The 18,614-nt window shown below is 34.7% G+C and carries 12 protein-coding genes and 1 tRNA gene; 4 read left to right on the forward strand and 9 right to left on the reverse strand.

Annotated elements, in window-relative coordinates; all coding sequences use genetic code 11:
* Positions 1-91: 91 nt before the first annotated feature.
* Entirely contained in the window at positions 92-901 is an 810-nt protein-coding gene (locus JE46_RS16840) for a phospholipase A (RefSeq protein ID WP_031456447.1), read from the reverse strand.
* A 1,147-nt stretch (positions 902-2,048) separates the two neighbouring features.
* Complete coding sequence (locus JE46_RS16845) at positions 2,049-2,501, reverse strand: Lrp/AsnC family transcriptional regulator (RefSeq protein ID WP_031456448.1); 453 nt, start codon at positions 2,499-2,501, stop codon at positions 2,049-2,051.
* A gap of 160 nt (positions 2,502-2,661) precedes the next feature.
* Between JE46_RS16845 and JE46_RS16850 the strand changes: the two genes are divergently transcribed.
* Positions 2,662-3,654, forward strand: a complete 993-nt coding sequence (locus JE46_RS16850; RefSeq protein ID WP_031456449.1) for a bile acid:sodium symporter family protein — start codon at positions 2,662-2,664, stop codon at positions 3,652-3,654.
* Positions 3,655-3,766: 112 nt separating this feature from the next.
* Here JE46_RS16850 and JE46_RS16855 read toward each other — a convergent pair whose 3' ends face one another.
* Positions 3,767-4,798, reverse strand: coding sequence for a methionine synthase (locus JE46_RS16855; protein ID WP_031456450.1), 1,032 nt, complete (start codon positions 4,796-4,798; stop codon positions 3,767-3,769).
* Between the two features lie 31 nt (positions 4,799-4,829).
* Positions 4,830-5,882, reverse strand: a complete 1,053-nt coding sequence (locus JE46_RS16860) for a DUF1852 domain-containing protein (RefSeq protein WP_083480892.1) — start codon at positions 5,880-5,882, stop codon at positions 4,830-4,832.
* Positions 5,883-6,392: 510 nt separating this feature from the next.
* Between JE46_RS16860 and JE46_RS16870 the strand changes: the two genes are divergently transcribed.
* Positions 6,393-6,797, forward strand: a complete 405-nt coding sequence (locus tag JE46_RS16870; RefSeq protein WP_031456453.1) for a helix-turn-helix domain-containing protein — start codon at positions 6,393-6,395, stop codon at positions 6,795-6,797.
* Positions 6,798-6,964: 167 nt separating this feature from the next.
* Here the strand turns inward: JE46_RS16870 and JE46_RS16875 are convergent, their stop codons facing one another.
* The 5 genes from JE46_RS16875 to JE46_RS16895 all read right to left on the reverse strand — a co-directional run bounded on the left by JE46_RS16875 (position 6,965) and on the right by JE46_RS16895 (position 10,921).
* Positions 6,965-7,603, reverse strand: coding sequence for an MEDS domain-containing protein (locus tag JE46_RS16875; RefSeq protein ID WP_031456454.1), 639 nt, complete (start codon positions 7,601-7,603; stop codon positions 6,965-6,967).
* 102 nt (positions 7,604-7,705) lie between these two features.
* On the reverse strand, positions 7,706-8,404 hold the full coding sequence (locus JE46_RS16880) for a hypothetical protein (protein ID WP_031456455.1): 699 nt from the start codon (positions 8,402-8,404) through the stop codon (positions 7,706-7,708).
* Between the two features lie 148 nt (positions 8,405-8,552).
* Positions 8,553-8,626 (reverse strand) — tRNA-Arg (locus tag JE46_RS16885).
* A 256-nt stretch (positions 8,627-8,882) separates the two neighbouring features.
* Positions 8,883-9,290, reverse strand: a complete 408-nt coding sequence (locus JE46_RS16890) for a VOC family protein (RefSeq protein ID WP_031456456.1) — start codon at positions 9,288-9,290, stop codon at positions 8,883-8,885.
* Between the two features lie 83 nt (positions 9,291-9,373).
* On the reverse strand, positions 9,374-10,921 hold the full coding sequence (locus JE46_RS16895; protein ID WP_031456457.1) for an MBL fold metallo-hydrolase: 1,548 nt from the start codon (positions 10,919-10,921) through the stop codon (positions 9,374-9,376).
* A 419-nt stretch (positions 10,922-11,340) separates the two neighbouring features.
* Here JE46_RS16895 and JE46_RS16900 point away from each other — a divergent pair, with 419 nt between their 5' ends.
* Together JE46_RS16900 and JE46_RS16905 are read left to right on the forward strand one after the other, a co-directional pair.
* Positions 11,341-15,006 carry a hybrid sensor histidine kinase/response regulator transcription factor gene (locus tag JE46_RS16900; RefSeq protein WP_031456458.1) on the forward strand — a complete coding sequence of 1,222 codons (3,666 nt, stop codon included), beginning with the start codon at positions 11,341-11,343 and terminating at the stop codon, positions 15,004-15,006.
* A 223-nt stretch (positions 15,007-15,229) separates the two neighbouring features.
* Positions 15,230-18,220 (forward strand): glycoside hydrolase family 2 protein, encoded by a 2,991-nt coding sequence (locus JE46_RS16905; RefSeq protein ID WP_031456459.1) that lies wholly within the window; start codon positions 15,230-15,232, stop codon positions 18,218-18,220.
* Positions 18,221-18,614: the final 394 nt, after the last annotated feature.

Here is an 18,614-nt window from a genome sequence, read left to right on the forward strand (position 1 = left end):
AGTGTAAACAAATATATTCACATAAGTCCTGTACAAAAAGGTTAATTTACAGCCAAGATTGGTCATTTTGCCGTTTTATCTAATGTCATAATCAATAAAACCTGTAAAAAGTAGGCTTGAGTACAAATCCCACACGAAGCATTCCGCGCTCTGATTTAAAATCGATCATACTCTCGCTATAGCCCTGCCACCATTGTAATGTAATTAGCTGATTGGCATTTTTGGTAAGTCTGTAACTGATTCCTGTATTAATGCTTCCTTTAAAATCCCAGTCTGCTCCTTTCCTGACTGCCAAATCAAAAAACAATCGGTCTTTATTGATCACCCATTGCAGCTGTCCTTCACCATACCCTATATATTTGGGCAAAGACGGGTTATTATCAATTAAAAAAGGAATCCATGCTTTTACACTCACAATAAGTTTGGGAGAAAAAATTCTGGTAAATCCAACAGAGACTATATTTAAGCTTCGGGAATAAATGCTGTCACGACCATTCGATTCATGCTCTAATGAAAATGTTAAGGCACCAAAAAACCGATTGTCTCGAAAAACAGGTTTCAACAACATCAAACCGAGATTATAATTGCTTTCTTCAAAAGGGCTGGATGCTTTGTAAACTTTCCAAAATGATTTTTGCGTATAAGTAAGATAAGGATAAGTCCCAAAAATTGAAGCCTTGTTAGATAAACGCTGTTTGAAACTAAACTGGAATTTTGCATCCATTGTGTTCTCTGAAGGCTTTTCTCCTAGGTTTCCACCCGTAACAAAATAATTATCCTTATAAATTGAAAAAGCAGGAAGTTTGGTTATAACTTTTTCGATAGAATCTCTTTCAACCGGAATTTGTGCATATCCAAAAAAAGAAGCTAATAGTAGCACAAAAAGTATGGTAATTTTCATTTAAACTGTAATTCATTTCAGGCAAATGTATACAGTTAAGATGGCTGGTAAAAGGTCTGTTTAGTGTTAACTTTAGTCTAATTGACGCTTAATTGATTAAGCTAATTAAAAAAAAAACTATATATAAAAGGTAGTAATTACAAATCTATAGATTTTTCCACCAAAAGTGTTGGCGGTAGGATCAATGGTCATTATTTTGTAAATTAGGATAATTTTATAATATTTACTTTAATATTGTCATCACGTGGACTTGATACCTTTTCTGCCACAAAAGTTAATATTTACTTTTCTTCAATTCTCTGTCATATTACTTAAAAGGTTTCGTAAAATATGTCCTAATTTGTCTTAAAAATGCTTAAGTTTGTCTTTCAATCAATTAAGAATTATAACGTAATTTTAAACGGATTTAAGCCGGTCTGGAAGTTTCAATATTGATAAAAACAGCGAAAGTTTCCGTGGCAGAATCGTGGCGCAGCAGTTAAAAAAATATTAGAAATGCAGTATAAAAGCGGGATACAACGGTTTTGTTCGAATCCCTCTTTCTCCGATGAGAGCTTAAAAAGAGACTTTTCAAAGTTTATAAAAAAGCCAAAATTTACTTAAGGCCTCCATATTAAATATTTATAATATATTTGTAAAGCAAAAAGAATAATACAACTTCTTATTAGTTCGTTAGTATTTTAAGTTTTGTGCATGATTTAATATTGAAAAAGTAAAAAATTGAATTTGGTGCAGAATCGGTGCACAGTGGTTCAAGACATAAATAAAAGTGGCATTGACAGCAGTTTCAAGCGAATAGTTCGAATCCTGCTCTCCCCACAAAAAAGATAAAACCTGTAAATCGTAAGATTCGCAGGTTTTTTTGTTTTATACTACTTTTTAAATTTTTAAAACCGAATAAAATTTCGGGTCAATACATCTTTATGGCAAAATCTTGGCAAAAAATCGATGCCTTAATACATTTTCTGCCACAAAAGCTAAGGCGAATTTTAAAAATAATTGACAACACAAGTTTTGCGGTAAAAACTTAGTACACTACTTAATTTGGAAAAGCGAGACCTTGACGAAATCAAGCTCTTAGTTTAGGAAAAACTTATACAATAGATAAAAAACTTTGTCAATTCCAACTAAATAAACCTTCATAGAACTATCCATACGTGTTTTTTATCTCCGACATAACAAAGGTACTTTGTGTACTTCCTATGCTTTCAACTGATCCTAATTTATTAAACACAAAATCCTGATAATGCTTCATGTCTTTGGCAGAAACTTTCATTAAAAAATCGTAATCACCTGAAATATTGTAACATTCCACAACTTCTTCTATTTTCATAATATCACTAACAAACTGATTTCCAATATTACGATCGTGCTGTTTAAGTTTGATATTACAGAAAACGATGAATCCCCTGTTTAGTTTTTCTGCATCCAGCAGGGCTATATATTTCTTAATATAACCGTTGTTTTCTAACCTTTTTATACGCTCAAAAACAGGCGATGCCGAAAGATTTACCATCTTTGCCAGTTCTTTTACCGTGTATTTAGAATTATCGTGAAGTATATTTAGTAATTGAAGATCAATATCGTCTATCTGCTCCATAGAATATTTTACTTAAAATAGGTTGAATTAATTTGTAAAAAAGAATAATAATCTTCAAATATAATAAAAAACAATACAAAAGTCTTATTTTAATTATATTGAAGATTTAACGACCTGTAAAACTTATTTTTGCCGTATAAAAATCTAAAAAAAGAGCACATTGAAGAAATTATTAGAAGTATTACGTAAAGCAGGTTTCGACGGTTTCCTGTTAATGATAGCCACCATGATTCTGCTGGCCTATTTTTTGCCGAAGCCAGGTATGATCAAAGAACCTGTTTCGCTGGAAGAGATTGCCAATGTAGGCGTGTCGTTTATTTTCTTTTTTTATGGCTTGCGACTGAGTGTTGAAAAACTAAAATCCGGGCTTGCCAACTGGAAAATGCACATTGTCGTCCAGTTGACAACCTTTTTGTTTTTTCCGCTCATCGTTTTGGCATTTCGTCCCTTATTCATCAACGCCGGCTTCGAGTTGCTTTGGTTGGGTGTATTTTTTTTGGCAGCTTTACCATCTACAGTTTCCTCTTCCGTGGTCATGGTTTCTATCGCCAAGGGCAACATTCCCGCTGCCATTTTCAATGCGAGCATTTCCAGTTTGATTGGAGTAGTCGTTACGCCTCTCTGGGTTGGGTTGTTCATAGCTTCTGCAACAGGTGATTTTGATGTCACTGATATTGTTATAAAGTTGGTTCTTCAAGTCTTGTTACCTGTCATCATTGGAATCGGCCTGAACTCACGTTTTGGCGCCATTGCTGAAAAATATAAAAAACAGCTCAAATATTTTGATCAGGCAGTCATCCTTACCATCATTTACACGTCGTTTTGTAAGTCATTCTCCGAGCATCTTTTCGAAGGCTTCACTGCACTTGAACTTGCCGGACTCGCCACAGGGATGATGGTCTTGTTTTTTGCCGTATTCCTTTGTGTCGGGCTACTCAGTCGCTTGCTTGGTTTTTCAGAGGAAGATCGTATTACGGTCTTATTTTGCGGATCTAAAAAGTCATTGGTACACGGCACTGTTATGTCAAAAGTGCTTTTTCAGCACAGTACCATCACCGGTATCATATTGTTGCCACTCATGCTTTACCATGCCTTGCAATTGATTGCTGCCAGCATAATCGCTCAAAGTATGGCTAGACGAAAAGAGGTTTAAAGAAGCAATCCGAGGTCGGATTCTCTAGATTTATTTGTTAGTCCGTAGAGTAGCTAAACTCTACGGACAGAATGAATCAAAAAAGATTCTATTTTCTAATTATAGATTTGGACTAAACAGCCAATTCTTTGCGTATAATTTCTGCTCCTGCGCTTAAAGCACTTAACTTACCTCTTGCTACGCTTCGGGATAACGGAGCCATACCACAATTTGTACAAGGGTAAAGATTTTCGATATCTACAAACTTCAGTGCTTTACGTAAGGTATCAGCAACTTCTTCAGGTGTTTCGATAGTGTTGGTTGCCACATCAATTGCACCTACCATTACTTTTTTACCACGAACCAGTTCCATTAAACTATAAGGTACATTTGAGTTATGACATTCTAATGACACAATATCAATTTTAGATTTTTGAATTTTCGGAAAAATTTCTTCGTATTGACGCCACTCTGAACCCAATGTCTTTTTCCAGTCATTATTAGCTTTTATTCCATAACCGTAACAAATATGTATAGCAGTTTCGCATTTTAAACCTTCAATAGCTCTTTCTAATACTGCCATCCCCCAATCGTTTACTTCATTAAAGAATACATTAAATGCAGGTTCATCAAACTGAATAATATCTACCCCTGCATCCTGAAGTTCTCTTGCTTCTTCATTTAGCGCTTTTGCAAATTCCCACGCCAATTTTTCCCGGCTTTTGTAATGATCATCGTACAAAGTATCTACCATTGTCATTGGGCCAGGCAATGCCCATTTTATAGGCTTATTAGTCTGTTTACGTAAAAATTTAGCATCGTCAACAAAAACTGATTTTTGACGTGCAACTTGATCTACAACAACAGGAACACTCGCATCATAACGGTCACGAATTTTTACAATTTTACGATTTTCAAAATCTACACCGCTTAAATGCTCGATAAAAGTCGTTACAAAATGTTGACGTGTTTGTTCACCATCACTAATGATATCAACCCCTGCCAATTGTTGTTCATGTAAAGAAATGCGCAAAGCATCTTGTTTTCCTTCAAATAACTGATCTCCTTCTAATTTCCAGGGTGACCAAAGCTTTTCAGGTGGTGCAAGCCAGGCAGGTTTGGGTAAACTTCCAACAATTGAGGTGGGTAATAATAGTTTTTTCATAATAAAATAATTTTAATGTGTTGTTGTATAATTAAAGAGCGAAATTGGCAGACCACTGTTCCAGGACACTTTTGTAAGGGGTAATGAAATGCTCTTCTGCATATTTGCCCTGTTCAACAGCCAGTCGGCTTCGTTCTTCGCGGTCATAAACCACACGAGTCAGTGAATAATCTTCGTGCTTAAGACTAGGTTGATAGATTTTCCCGGCCACTGAATTTGCATTGTAAATTTCAGGGCGATAAATCTTCTGGAAAGTCTCCATTGTGCTGATTGAGCTGATTAGTCCAAGATCAGTATAATCAGCAAGTAGATCTCCGGAATGATAAAAAGCCATCGGCGCCACACTGTTCTGAGGCATGAAAAAACGAACTTTTAAGCCCATTTTAGAGAAATATTCATCAGTGAGAGAATACTGATACTGCAAATATTCATAACCCAGAACCGGATGCTGATACTCTGTGCGAGTATAAGTTTTGTTGCTCGATACACTTAGACAAATGATCGGTGACATCTTAAAGTAATCTTTATAAGTGGTTGAACTCACAAAGCACTTATAAAGTTTTCCGTGCAAATCACCAAAATTTTCAGGAACACAAAAACTAGATTTATTTTTATTGTACTCAATCAATAAAACACTGAAATCATAATCACGCACATAAGAAGAAAAATTATTTCCGGCAATACCTTCAATATGCTGATTAGTCTTACGGTCAAAAATATTCGTTTTTAAAACTTCAATCATTGGCAGATTGTTAATACCATTCTTATCATCAATACTCATCGTTACTGTGATGATTTCAAGTTCTACATGGTAACGGTCACCTTTCGGATTATCCAAATGAGCCAATGCATTAAATCGATTGTTAATCATATTTAAGGCATTACGCAAGTTTTGTTGGCGATTATCTCCTCTGGCCAGGTTTGCAAAATTGGTTGTCAGACGCGTTTGACTTGCTGGGTGATAGTTTGCATCTAAACAAGTGCTCTCTAATGTGAATGTAAAATCATTCTTGATGGTATTCAGGGTGTTTTCAATGTCTTGGTTTTCGTTTAATATTGTTTCTTCTTGTATGTTCGCTTTCATTTGATGAGGGTGTTTAGTTTTTTTACCTTGCAAATTTCAAAATAAAAGATGAATAATTTTAATTTAGAATTAAAATCAGGTAATTATTCCTTTTTGATGTATTTTTAAAGGTTATTTGTCTTTTTATGAGTGCAATGATAAAAAAAACAGATAAATTTTCTTTAGAGAATTTAAATAGGATTGATTTGGAGTTGCATAAAGGAGTGGATTTGGTACCTTTTTTGCGACTATACAACAGAGTTTTTAATTTCTTAAGCGGTTTTCGAATCCTGCTCTCCTCTTCCCTATTAAAGACATAATTTCTAATTCACCGGCGAAATTGTATTCTTTAAAAAGACAATCTATTCGAAAAGTGAATATTCTAGCAGAAAACATTGAACTAAACCATAAATAAAAGGGGTGTAATATCTGATAAAAGGATGTTTTATGAGATATTTTTTTATCTTTGAAACTCAGGATTTTTAATCCAAATGGCTTTATCTTTGAGCCTTTAGAAAATTGATATTCATTATGGAACAGAAAATACATCAGGGAAGAAACGTAAAACGCTTCAGAGAAATGCTTAACATAAAGCAGGAAGCATTGGCTTATGATTTGGGTGAAGACTGGAATCAAAAGAAAATTTCTTTACTGGAGCAGAAAGATGTAATTGAAGATAATCTGCTGAAACAAATCTCTGCAGTATTAAAAATTCCTGTTGAAGCTTTTCAGAATTTTGATGAAGAGCAAGCGGTGAATGTTATTTCTAATACTTTTGGAGATAATGCTTGTGTTGGAAATCCTAATTCTACATTTAATTTCAATCCTATCGAAGAATTAAAAAAACTACACGAAGAAAAAATTGTTTTATTTGAGCGTATGTTGAAAGAGAAAGATGAAATGATGGTGAGGCTTGAGAAATTGATTAGTAGATAATTCTATCTTATATAATATAGTGTTCCAGTTCCTTTATAAATGTTGAATTTTAGGTAACTCTTTTGGAGTTATAAATGAATTATTTATTACAGTAAAAAGTATCAATACAATTTTTAATGGTAGCTTTTCGCTGTAAGCGACTTTTTAAAAGCTAATAAGAAAATTATTTACGATTTAAGCGCACCAGATCGAGAATTCGAAATACTAGAAAGCAATTCCAAAGGCTCTACATAATGTGGGTTTTTGCTGATTTTTCCGTCCTTGATTACGTAAGGATGTGTAAGTAATGCATCTGTAATTGCACTTTGGCTAAAACTATTAATGTCGTACATGCAAATTAGTGAAACTGAATGTTGTGGAGTTAGCAAATTAAGTCTGGCTTCATACTCTAAGAGTTCATCAGTTCCAGGCAGGTTTTTGAGAGCCCATACCATATCGCCGCACGCTCTAACGCTATCATAACCAGCCCTCGAAGCCGATAATAAAGTTTGCTCGAGCATTTTGTACATTTTTTCAGCAGCAAACTCTCCATTCTTTATATAAGTGTTTTCAGATGCGAGTACTTCTAACTGACCACTTAACAGTTTTTCAGTAATTGATATTCCATTACCAGCCAGACATCGGCAATGTTCGCTATGGCGGTCTCCCTCAAGAATGTTAATTACTTTATTATTGGCTTCCAAACCCTCCATAATGTAAGGAATGATTACCTCATATTGCTGTTCTCTGGAATCGAAAAAACCGCATATGTGCATTGGAGCCGACAATGATTCTCCACATACCGAAAAAGACGTCTGTTTGTTCATATATCAAATGTACACATTTTTTTGTCTTTAATAGACTTGCTCAATGCTGAAAATTTTAATATAATTTACTACATTACTTTCTATAGCAGTCTCCAATGTCATCTAACAAATCAACAACAATCGATATTCACCTTCATTTTCTATTGGTGCTCTATGAATACAAGGCAGCACTTGTTGTTTTGGATGATCTACAGCCAGTCGCCAAAGATGCCCTAATCCTAAATTTATAGGTTCTGCAGCTGGATGCAGCTGATAATGCAAATCAAAATAATTATCCTTCAAAAAGTTTTCGAATTCTTCTGATGGTCCATCATACAGTTCCTTTAGTTTTGATCGGATTTCCGGAATTAGAATTTTTTGCTCAGCCTGCGAATTCGATACTATATCACTCGCTGCTCCGTGATAGGTACATAAAAAAGTATCTGTTGTAATGGGCGAGCGATCAACATGAAACGAATACACATCAGTAGATATGAAGTCAAATTCATCATCTCGCTCATAACACTTTATTAAATTAAGAGAAGGCGAAGCTCCAAAATCAGTTAATACTTGTAAATCATTTAAGATTATTTCCCTTGCCATATTACCTTTTTCTGATAGTTGGAGTGCGATTAAATCTGCAGGATAAACTTCGGTTATATTTTCTTCTAAAGATAACTTGGTTACGATCTCATTAAAATCGCCATCTAAATTTCTGTGCCAGCATAGTGCATTTATTTTGCCCTTGAAATTGGTGTGTACAAGATCTGAAAATGTAGATACGATTTCAATTTGGTTACTGGAAGAAAATCGATTGCTCATTAATTTTTTTATAAAAGATTAGTTACTTGGTTCTCCAGCATCTGTACAATCAAATATAAGTTTTAAATAACTTAAAAATTTAACCGCTAATAATATAATTTATAACAAAAAAAAATCCCATTTCGTTAGAAATGGGATTTTAATTTAGTGACCTCGACTGGATTCAAACCAGTAACCTTCTGAGCCGTAATCAGATGCGCTATTCAGTTGCGCCACGAGGCCATTTTTACAGTGTTTTGCTTAACTATAGTAGCTTTATTGAACGCTGTTTGCGGGTGCAAATATAGGAATAAATGTGAGATGTACAAACAAAAAATAACATAAAAATAAAAAAAAATGAAGATTAGATATTATATGTTTGATATTCAGGGTTTTTACAATAGCTGTATTTATAAGCATCTTTATAAATTCATTACATATCAAATAAAATGGTAAGAAGTGACAAACATTCACATATAATATTTTATGATGATACCTTCTATTTCGGGTCAAAATCAACTATCCATTCAATTCCGAATTTGTCCCTAAACATTCCAAAATTTGAATCCCAAGGCACTTCAATTCTTCCCCCTTCTGAAAGTTCGTTAAATAATTTGTCAGCTTCTTCAGGACTTTCTGCACTAATGGCTATTTTTGACCTGTTTTCATTTTCATTTACTTGTCCCATACTTTCCGGAACGTCATTACCTATTAAAAGGTTTTTGCCAATAGGCAAAGCAATATACATGATCTTATTTGCTTCATTTTCCGGAATTGGATATTCAGGGCTTGATATATTTTTGAATCGTATAATCTTTGCAAACTCTCCGCCAAATACTGATTTGTAAAAACTGAATGCTTCTTCGGCATTTCCGTTAAAGTTAATGTGTGGATTGATAAGTGCCATGATTTATATTTTGTAGATTGTTTTTTATTCCAAATATTGACTTAAATATTTATGTATTCCTCTTAAAATTATTTTTGATGTATTTATTCATGTTTTTCCATATTATCAGCATACACAAGAATAGTTGTTCCATCTTCTTGTTCTACTGGTTCCAAAAGATGGATATCCCATAAACCTCTGTCTGAAACTTGTTCTAGCTTTTGGGCTATTAAAATTTTTTTACCGTCTGTGCGTACGTTTATCATACCATAAACCTCTACTGTTCTGCCGATTTTTAAAAAAAGATCCTTTTTTTTCTTTTCAAGTTGTAATTCTTTCTTTGCCTTTTTCTCACTATCAATTTCTGAGGCTAGCTTTAATAGTTCATTTTGCAAGTATTCGATTTCCTTTTTAATTTCACTTGGCCATTTAATTTTTTCCTTCGCAGAACGTGCCATTTCTGTACTGAAGATTAGTGGAAATTCACCCCTCCCATATTTTCCCAATGCCCCCAAGGTGTTTGGACGCGGGTGGCAATGTGGCTCATCGTCGCCACTCGAAACAATCGTTGCGGCAGCATTTACAGCCCTCAAAAATGTTGTCGAAAAATCACCACTTCCGTGATGGCATGCCTTGGCAACATCTGCACCGAAATACTTATTAGCCTCTGAAACCAATTCTTTCAGCTTTACCAGATCTTTTGTTTTTGGGTCTGCCTTGCCATAATGTTCCAGTAAGAAATTTTCGGAAGGAACATTCAAATCGCCTCCTAGCAGAATTTTTACATTGCCATATTCAAGCCGTAAAACGACAGAATGTCCATTTTTTGTCTTGCCATCATTACTCTTAAATCTGCGTAAAAGACGTTTGCTGCCATATTGTTCAAGCTTTTCAACCACGGGAGCCAGAACACGAATTTTGATCTCACTGTTTTCTCCAAAATCAGGAATGAATTTATCTTCATTGCACATCATACAAATTTTAGCGCCTCGTCCAGCAGCAGTCTTCATCAATTTTGGATACAACCTTTTTCCAATCGCTGCTGGATTAGAAATTATTTTTTCCAGTTGTTCAGGTGTTTCGATAACATCAGTTTGGTAAGTCAGCTTGCCTATCTTTTCATGACCACCCAAACTTTCACCAATCGAACGCTCAACCAAACCATTATGATAAACTTTTTTAAATTCAAACCGAAGATTTTCAAATATTGCCTGAAAACCACCATAATGGTCTGCATCGCTGTGGGAAATAATTACATCATCAAACTTGAAAGGCGGATTCTCAACATTTTTGGTATTGAATTTCCAGTTAATAAACCGTAACATATTGTCGTTTTGACCTGCATCAATAAGCATTGTCCTGTCTTTTGGAACACCTTCATTTGTCTTGCCATCTGGAAAGATTGCAAGGCAACCATCACCCTGACCAATGTCGACAAAATATAGCTCAACTAATTTATCTTCCTGTAAGTGACTTTTTTGCATCCAACCATCTTTTGCACCACGAACATTAACCTTTACCCAATCACCATTTTCTTCAATAATTTGAACCCATTCGCCCCAAAGCAAATGATTTACCCATTTTGAATGTTCGTTTGGTTCAATATAAACAAAAGCATCGGGATAGCCAGCGAATTTGATATTACTACTCATATTTTTAAAGGATTATGAATTAATAGTTTTAAATAATAATTAATTTATCATTTCAACAAATGCAGGATAAAAAGTTCTCATATCATGGGTGTCTTCACTCCCATTCTACCATTTAGAATAATCAAAATATATTTCAAATATAAACCTATAAAGATATTTTACAGCACGTATAAATACTCATTTTTAGACACTTATGAATTATTGATGCAATTTTTAGGAGTAGAAATCCAAAAATCAGACTTTAGATTATACTAGTAAAAATAATATAACATATAAATCCAGAATCAGCTATAGAGATCGTATTTGAATCAGATTTACTAAATGCAATCTGATACTCTATAGAATTTAAATTATAACATTATATTCGCCTTTTAAAGTAATTTTAGATACATGACTTAAATTATGTCTAACAAATGATTATGGATATAGTTAAAAATAAAAAGACCTATTTGTGTTTTGTTTTCATTTCTTTCTTGTGCATAACGAACTTAAATGCACAAAATCTTTTTTTTGAAAAAATTACCGGAAGAGAAGTAAATCCCGTAACTCAAATACACGGTATTGCAAAAGATTCTGTAGGTTATATCTGGATCGGAAGCTGGAATGGAGCTTACAGATACGACGGCAAAACATTTGACTTTTATTATCACAATCCAAACGATAATACATCGCTCCCTAACAACCGGATACGAAATATTATTTCTGATAAAAAAACAGGGCTTTGGTTTTTAACCTTTGACAATAAATATGTAAAATTCAATTACAAACTAAATTCTTTTAAAATTGTCAATTTTGCTAATGTTCCTAAATCTGTCGTCAAAGATCTTGGCAGCAATTCTAATACATTAAACAAAAATAAAATTGTAGACGGAAAAAGATATTTTTTATCCTCTCACCTCTTCACCTCACACGATCTGAGCTCAGCAAAAGAGATTCAGTATAGAGCCAATATCAATCACCCTGGAAGTTTACTTGATGATTATATAACTCATTTTTTTATTGATGATCAGAATATTATTTGGCTAGGAACCAGAGGCGGAGATATTTATAAAGCCAATCCGAACCGCAATCCTTTTGAACTGCATTACAGTTTTAGAAAAGGAAGCGGCAATACCAAATTGGCAACGGTAAGAGCGGTAACAAAATCCGAAGAAAAAGTTTGGCTTGGTACTGATGAAGGGATTCTGATTTACAAAAATAATGAACAGGATTCTAACGATCCTTTTTATAAATCCAACAGCAGTATTAAGAATGTACGCAGTTTACTGAGAGACAATAAAGGCCGAATCTGGATTGGAGGAATCACCGGACTTGAATGCTACGATCCTAAAACGAACCGGTGCAAAGCCGTAATCAATAAAGAATTGGCTCCCAAATTAGAAACATGGTCAATATTTTCCTTAGAATCTATTGGTTCAGATTACTTGTGGATTGGTCTTTATAACGGAATAGCACGTATTAACTTAGCCGATGACAGCATCCGGTTTTTTAATTTGTCAAAAGAGATCAATGAACACAGCGTAATGGATATTTTGTCTGTCAGTAATAATGAACTCTGGCTGGCAACAGAAGGTAATGGTATTGTACGTGTAAAATTAGATTCTAAAAGCATGGTATATAATGCAGTTTCGCTAAATTCATTCCGGAAAAATCCCAATTATAAAACTTCAGATAATATCATATTTGCTTTACACAAAGACAAACGCGGAAATATCTGGGCAGGAACCAGTGAAGGATTAAACAAAATTTCCACCTCTGCCAGTACTATGCGGATTGAAAAAATCCAGCCTCTTTCTGAAATTCCAAATTCATACATATCTTCTATAACGGATGACAGTCAGGGAAATCTTTGGATCGCACACAAACAGGGAATTTCAATGATTGATGTTGCTTCGAATAAAATTTCAAATTACCAGAAAGAAGACCGGTTTGGATTATGGACCTTTTCAGAAAGAGCTGTCTATAAAGATCCTTTAGAAAAGAAAATATATTTTGGCGATAAAAACGGATATGTAGCTTTTAATCCGGATGAAATTAAAACGGCAGAAGCGAATAATAAACTTGTTTTTAAATCTTTGTATTTAGCCAATGAAAAGGTGATTCCGATGAAGCTCATTAATGGGAAAAAAGTGCTTTCAAAGGACCTTTCGCAAACCAAAGAAATTCAACTCGATTACGAAAACCGAAGTTTTACAATAGAATTTGCTTCACTGAATTACAACAGAACCAATAAAGAAATCTTCGAATATAAGCTCGAAGGCTATGACGATAAATGGATAAAAACCAATTCCACTAAGATAATTTATAACAAAATACCGCCGGGAAACTATATTTTTAAAGTCCGGATAATTTCCCCTAATGATACAAAATCCCCAATCCGCACTTTAGAAGTAAACATTAGTGCGCCATGGTATGATACACTTCTAGCTAAGATGCTGTTTGTAGTACTCATAATTGGTTTTGTTTATTGGGTTTTTAAAGAGATTTTGTACAGAGACCGCCTTAAAAACGAAATCAAACTGGTAAGACTGAATACAGAAAAGCAGGAAGAATTGAATAGGGAGAAATTAGAGTTTTTTACCAATATTTCCCATGATTTAAAAACGCCGCTAACACTGATTGCCGATCCAATAAAACAGCTGGAAAATAAAAATTTATCAGTAAATGAGAAGACACTTTATTTTTCAATAATCAACAGAAATTTAAACTATCTGACAAGGTTAATCCAGCAGATTTTAGATTTCAGAAAATCAGAAATTGGAAGATTAAAATTAAATTCCAGCACACAGAATTTTAATACATTCATCGAAGAATGTTACGACACTTTTAAATATATAGCAGACAAACGCAATATCAATTTTACGCTTGAAATAGAAAAAGAACCTCTGAATTGTTATTTAGATTTCGAAAAAACAGATCAGATTCTGATCAATATAATATCCAATGCCTTAAAATATACACCAGATGGAGGTACTGTTTTACTTTCAGCATATTTGAACGGTACAAGAAGTGCATTAGAAATCACTGTTCAGGATAATGGTATTGGTATAGACGCAAAAGAGTTAGAAAAAATATTTGAACCCTTCAATAATTCAGGCCCTGCCCCTTTTCACGGATATTCTTCAGGAATTGGTCTATCATTAACAAAGAGTCTTGTTGAATTTTTAGATGGAACAATTTCCATTAAAAGCACTGTAGGACAAGGAACAACTGTTATTATTTCATTGCCTTTTAACGCTTCATCAGATACGTCTATTAGTCGAAGTAAAGAAATACTAATTGAACCTTTAGAAGACAAATCGCCTGGTAATTTAACGATTATACAAGATGAAACCAATAAACTAACAGTACTGCTAGTTGAGGACAATCCTGATGTTCAGGCTTATTTGAATAATGAACTATCAAATGAGTATATCATAATTCAGGAATACAATGGAAAAAAAGGCCTTGAAACAGCTATACAGACCATTCCTGATATCATTATTTCAGACGTAATGATGCCGGAAATGGAGGGAACTGAACTATGTAAAGAGCTCAAAATGAACGAAAAAACCTGTCACATCCCAATCATCTTATTAACGGCAAAAGGATCTGATGAAAATCAGATTGAGGGGTATGAATTAGGTGCCGAAGCTTATGTGATGAAGCCTTTCAGCGTCGAAGTCTTAAAAGCTCAGATTAAAAGCGTTCTGGACAACAGGCTCATTCTCCAAAATAAATTAGCTAATATAACAAGCGTCAGTCAGCTTCAGGTGGAATCACCGAACCTAGACAAGGTTTTCCTTGCCAAAACTGTTGAAATAATCAGCTCACATATCGAAGAAACCGATTTTAGTGCTGAAATACTGGCAAATGAATTAAAAATCAGCCAGAGACAATTATACAGAAAAATAAAAGCCGTTAGCGGTTCTACTGTTCACGAATTTATTACAAAAGTCAGAATGGATCATGCTGAAAATCTTCTGAAAAATTCGGATCTCAGTATTTCGCAGATTGCTTATAAGGTTGGTTTTTCAGAAGCTTCTAATTTTTCAAGAACATTTTCGAAACATTTTGGCTGCAGCCCTTCGCAATATGGCAAATAACAATAGCCATTTTACATTTTACATTTCATATTAAACGCTTAAATTTCAGATTAATACATCCAAAAAAAAAACACTTTCTTATCATAACCTGACATGGCAGAATATGATATGTATTGGCAATCTTTGATAGCAGAAAAACAGCCTATAAAACTAAATTTGCTAAAGCTTCTTACAGGTTTTAGCAGAAGCTTTGAAAGATTACTAACTTATTTAAGAGACCAAAATGAATAGAACGTTCTTTTACCCTGTTTTAACTGTATTGCTTCTGCTTGCAAACTTTGCATTTGCCCAAAAACAAAACCCCGACGGAATTAAATACAATTTCAACTATGACTGGAGGCTTTTTACAGGCGATGATGATCAGGCGAAAAATACAAGTTATAATGATAAAAACTGGACGAAAGTAAATCTTCCTTACGCCTGGAATCAGGCAGAAGCATTCAAAGTAGATATCACAAGATTGTCTACGGGCATTGCGTGGTACCGCAAAACATTCCAGCTTCCGGCAAAATCTAAAAATCAAAAAGTCTTTATCGAATTTGAAGGTGTAAGACAGATGGGGGAAATTTATGTAAACGGAACGTTTGTTGGCAGACATGAAAATGGCGCTATGGCTTTTGGTTTTGATATTACTTCATTAATAAAGCCTTTCCCTCAGGAAAATGTAATTGCTGTTAAAACCGATAATGACTGGAAATACAAGGAGAAAGCGACAGACTCGGGATTTCAGTGGAACGATAAAAATTTCAATGCCAATTATGGTGGAATCCCTAAGAATGTTTATCTGCATATAAAATCAAATGTGTATCAAACCTTGCCCCTATTTTCTGGTTTAGGCACCTCCGGAACTTACGTTTATGCATCTGATTTTGATATTGCAAAAAAGAGAGCATTAATCAATGTTTCTTCACAAGTTAAAAATGAACAGACATCAGCTGTTAATGCACAACTAAAAATCAGTGTTGCTGATATGGACGGAAAAGTAGTTGCTACTTTTTTAGGTGAAACTGCTACTATAGAACCAAATGAAATAAAAGATCTAAAAGCTTCCAAAGCTTTGAAGGATCTGAATTTCTGGAGCTGGGGATACGGTTATTTATACAATGTTAAAAGTGAATTGGTTGTAAACAATAAAGTTGTAGATCAAACCACGATTCGCACCGGATTCCGCAAAACCAAATTCGAAAAAGGAATGATCTGGTTAAACGATCGTGTTATTATGATGCACGGTTACGCACAGCGAACCAGTAACGAATGGCCATCATTGGGAATGTCAGTGCCAGCCTGGATGAGCGATTACAGCAACAGCCAGATGATAGAAAGCAATGGTAATCTGGTACGCTGGATGCATATTACGCCATGGAAACAGGATGTAGAATCCTGCGACAGAGTTGGTCTGATTCAGGCGATGCCAGCAGGAGACTCTGAAAAAGATGTTACAGGCAGAAGATGGGAACAACGTACGGAGTTAATGCGTGATGCTATTATTTACAACAGAAATAATCCGAGTATTTTATTCTACGAATGCGGAAATGAAAGCATTTCTGAAGAACACATGGCAGAAATGAAGGCAATTAGAGATAAATACGACCCTAATGGAGGACGTGCAATAGGAAGCAGGGAAATGCTTGACAGCAAAACTGCTGAATATGGCGGAGAAATGCTGTACATCAACAAAAGTGCAAGACTTCCTTTTTGGGCTACAGAATACAGTCGTGACGAAGGTCTTCGCAAATATTGGGATGAGTTTACCCCCCCTTTTCATAAAGAAGGAACAGGCGGTACCAGTCATACCAATGTCAATGGATCGAAAGTAGCAGATGCAAGTTCCTATAATCACAATCAGGATGCTCATGCCATAGAAAACGTAACACGATGGTATGATTATTATCGTGAGCGCCCCGGGACTGGTACAAGAGTAAGCTCAGGCGGTGTTAATATTATTTTTTCAGACAGTAATACTCATTTCAGAGGGGCTGAAAATTACAGAAGAAGTGGTGAAGTGGATCCAATGAGACTTCCAAAAGATGGTTTTTATGCACATAAAGTAATGTGGGATGGATGGGTAGATATCGAAAATCCTAGTGCTCATATTATCGGTCACTGGAATTACGACAGTTCTGTTACTAAAAAAATTTCTGTTGTATCATCTGCTGATGCAGTTGAATTGTTTGTCAACAACAAAAGCTTAGGAAAAGGCATTCAGTCTGATCAGTTTTTATTCACCTTTGAAAATGTAAAGTTTGAACCGGGAACTATTCGTGCTGTTGGATATGACAAAACGGGCAAAAAAATCTGTGAAACAGAAATTAAAACTGCCGGCAAACCTACTGCAGTCAAACTAACTGGAATTCAAAGACCGGGAGGAACATTAGCAGATGGCAGTGATGTCGCAATTGTAGAAGTTGAAGTCGTAGATGAAAAAGGAAACCGCTGTCCGACAGCTTTGAATATGATTAATTTTGATGTTCAGGGACAGGGAACATTTATTGGCGGAATCGCACAGGGACCGGATAATTACATCGGTTCAAAAAACATTCCTGTTGAATGCGGCGTTAACCGAATTATGGTAAGAGCCGGAGAGAAACAAGGAGAGATTAAAATAAATGCTTCTTCTGAGAATCTTAAAACGGGAACCCTGGTGATTAAAACCATTGCTGTAGATAATGCAAAACTCACGACAGTTATGCCGGATCATCAATTACCGTCTTATACTAAAAAAGGACCGTCACCAGGTACACCTTCTTTTAAAAAGACAAGAACCCCGATTGCCATAATTGACGCTAAAACTGCTTCGAATCAGGCAGATGCTGCTAAAAGTTATGACGATAATGAGTTAACAGAATGGTCAAACACTAAAGACGGAAATCCGGTAATTGAATTTGAATTAGAACGTGAAGCCCTAATCAGTCAGGCAGTAATAAAATTTGCAGGATGGAGAAGCAAAAAATATCCTATACGAATTTATGTAGACAATAAGGAAGCATTCAACGGTACAACACCAACCAGTTTAGGATATGTAACGCTGGAATGCAAGCCAACAAAAGGTAAAAAAGTCAAAATTGAATTAGCTGGCGCCACTAAAGACAGTAACGAAATCAACCTGGTTGAAATTACAGGAAAAGTAGATCAGGCGGGATTAAAATCAGGAGATAAAAAGAACGGCGAATTGCCAATCGTGGAAGCAGAATTTTATGAGCCTCTTGACAAATAAAAAGTCAGGTTTAAAACTCCTAAAAAGATTGTATTTATAGACAAATAATCTATTACAAAAAATGAAGAAAGCTGCCCGCTAAAGGTAGCTTTTTTTGTACTGTCTATACTCTATTCATAACACTTGATTTTGTAGCATTAAGAATGTTTTTTTAGCATATAATTAAAATGGCATTTGACAAATATTGAAGTTGTTAGTGCTGGCAGTAGAAAAATCAGGAGATGAAATATTTTGAAGGATTATAGTTGTTGAGCTAAATACTTTTGACCATTTATACAGGTAAATTCTTTAATAATTTGCAGATGTTGGTTTCTATTTGTTTGCAAGCGGTAATTTATTTACTTTTAAAAACTTAATTATTTGGTATGCGAACGGCATCCAATATCTATATCCT

This window comes from Flavobacterium chungangense LMG 26729 (assembly GCF_000735715.2).
GTDB lineage: Bacteria > Bacteroidota > Bacteroidia > Flavobacteriales > Flavobacteriaceae > Flavobacterium > Flavobacterium chungangense.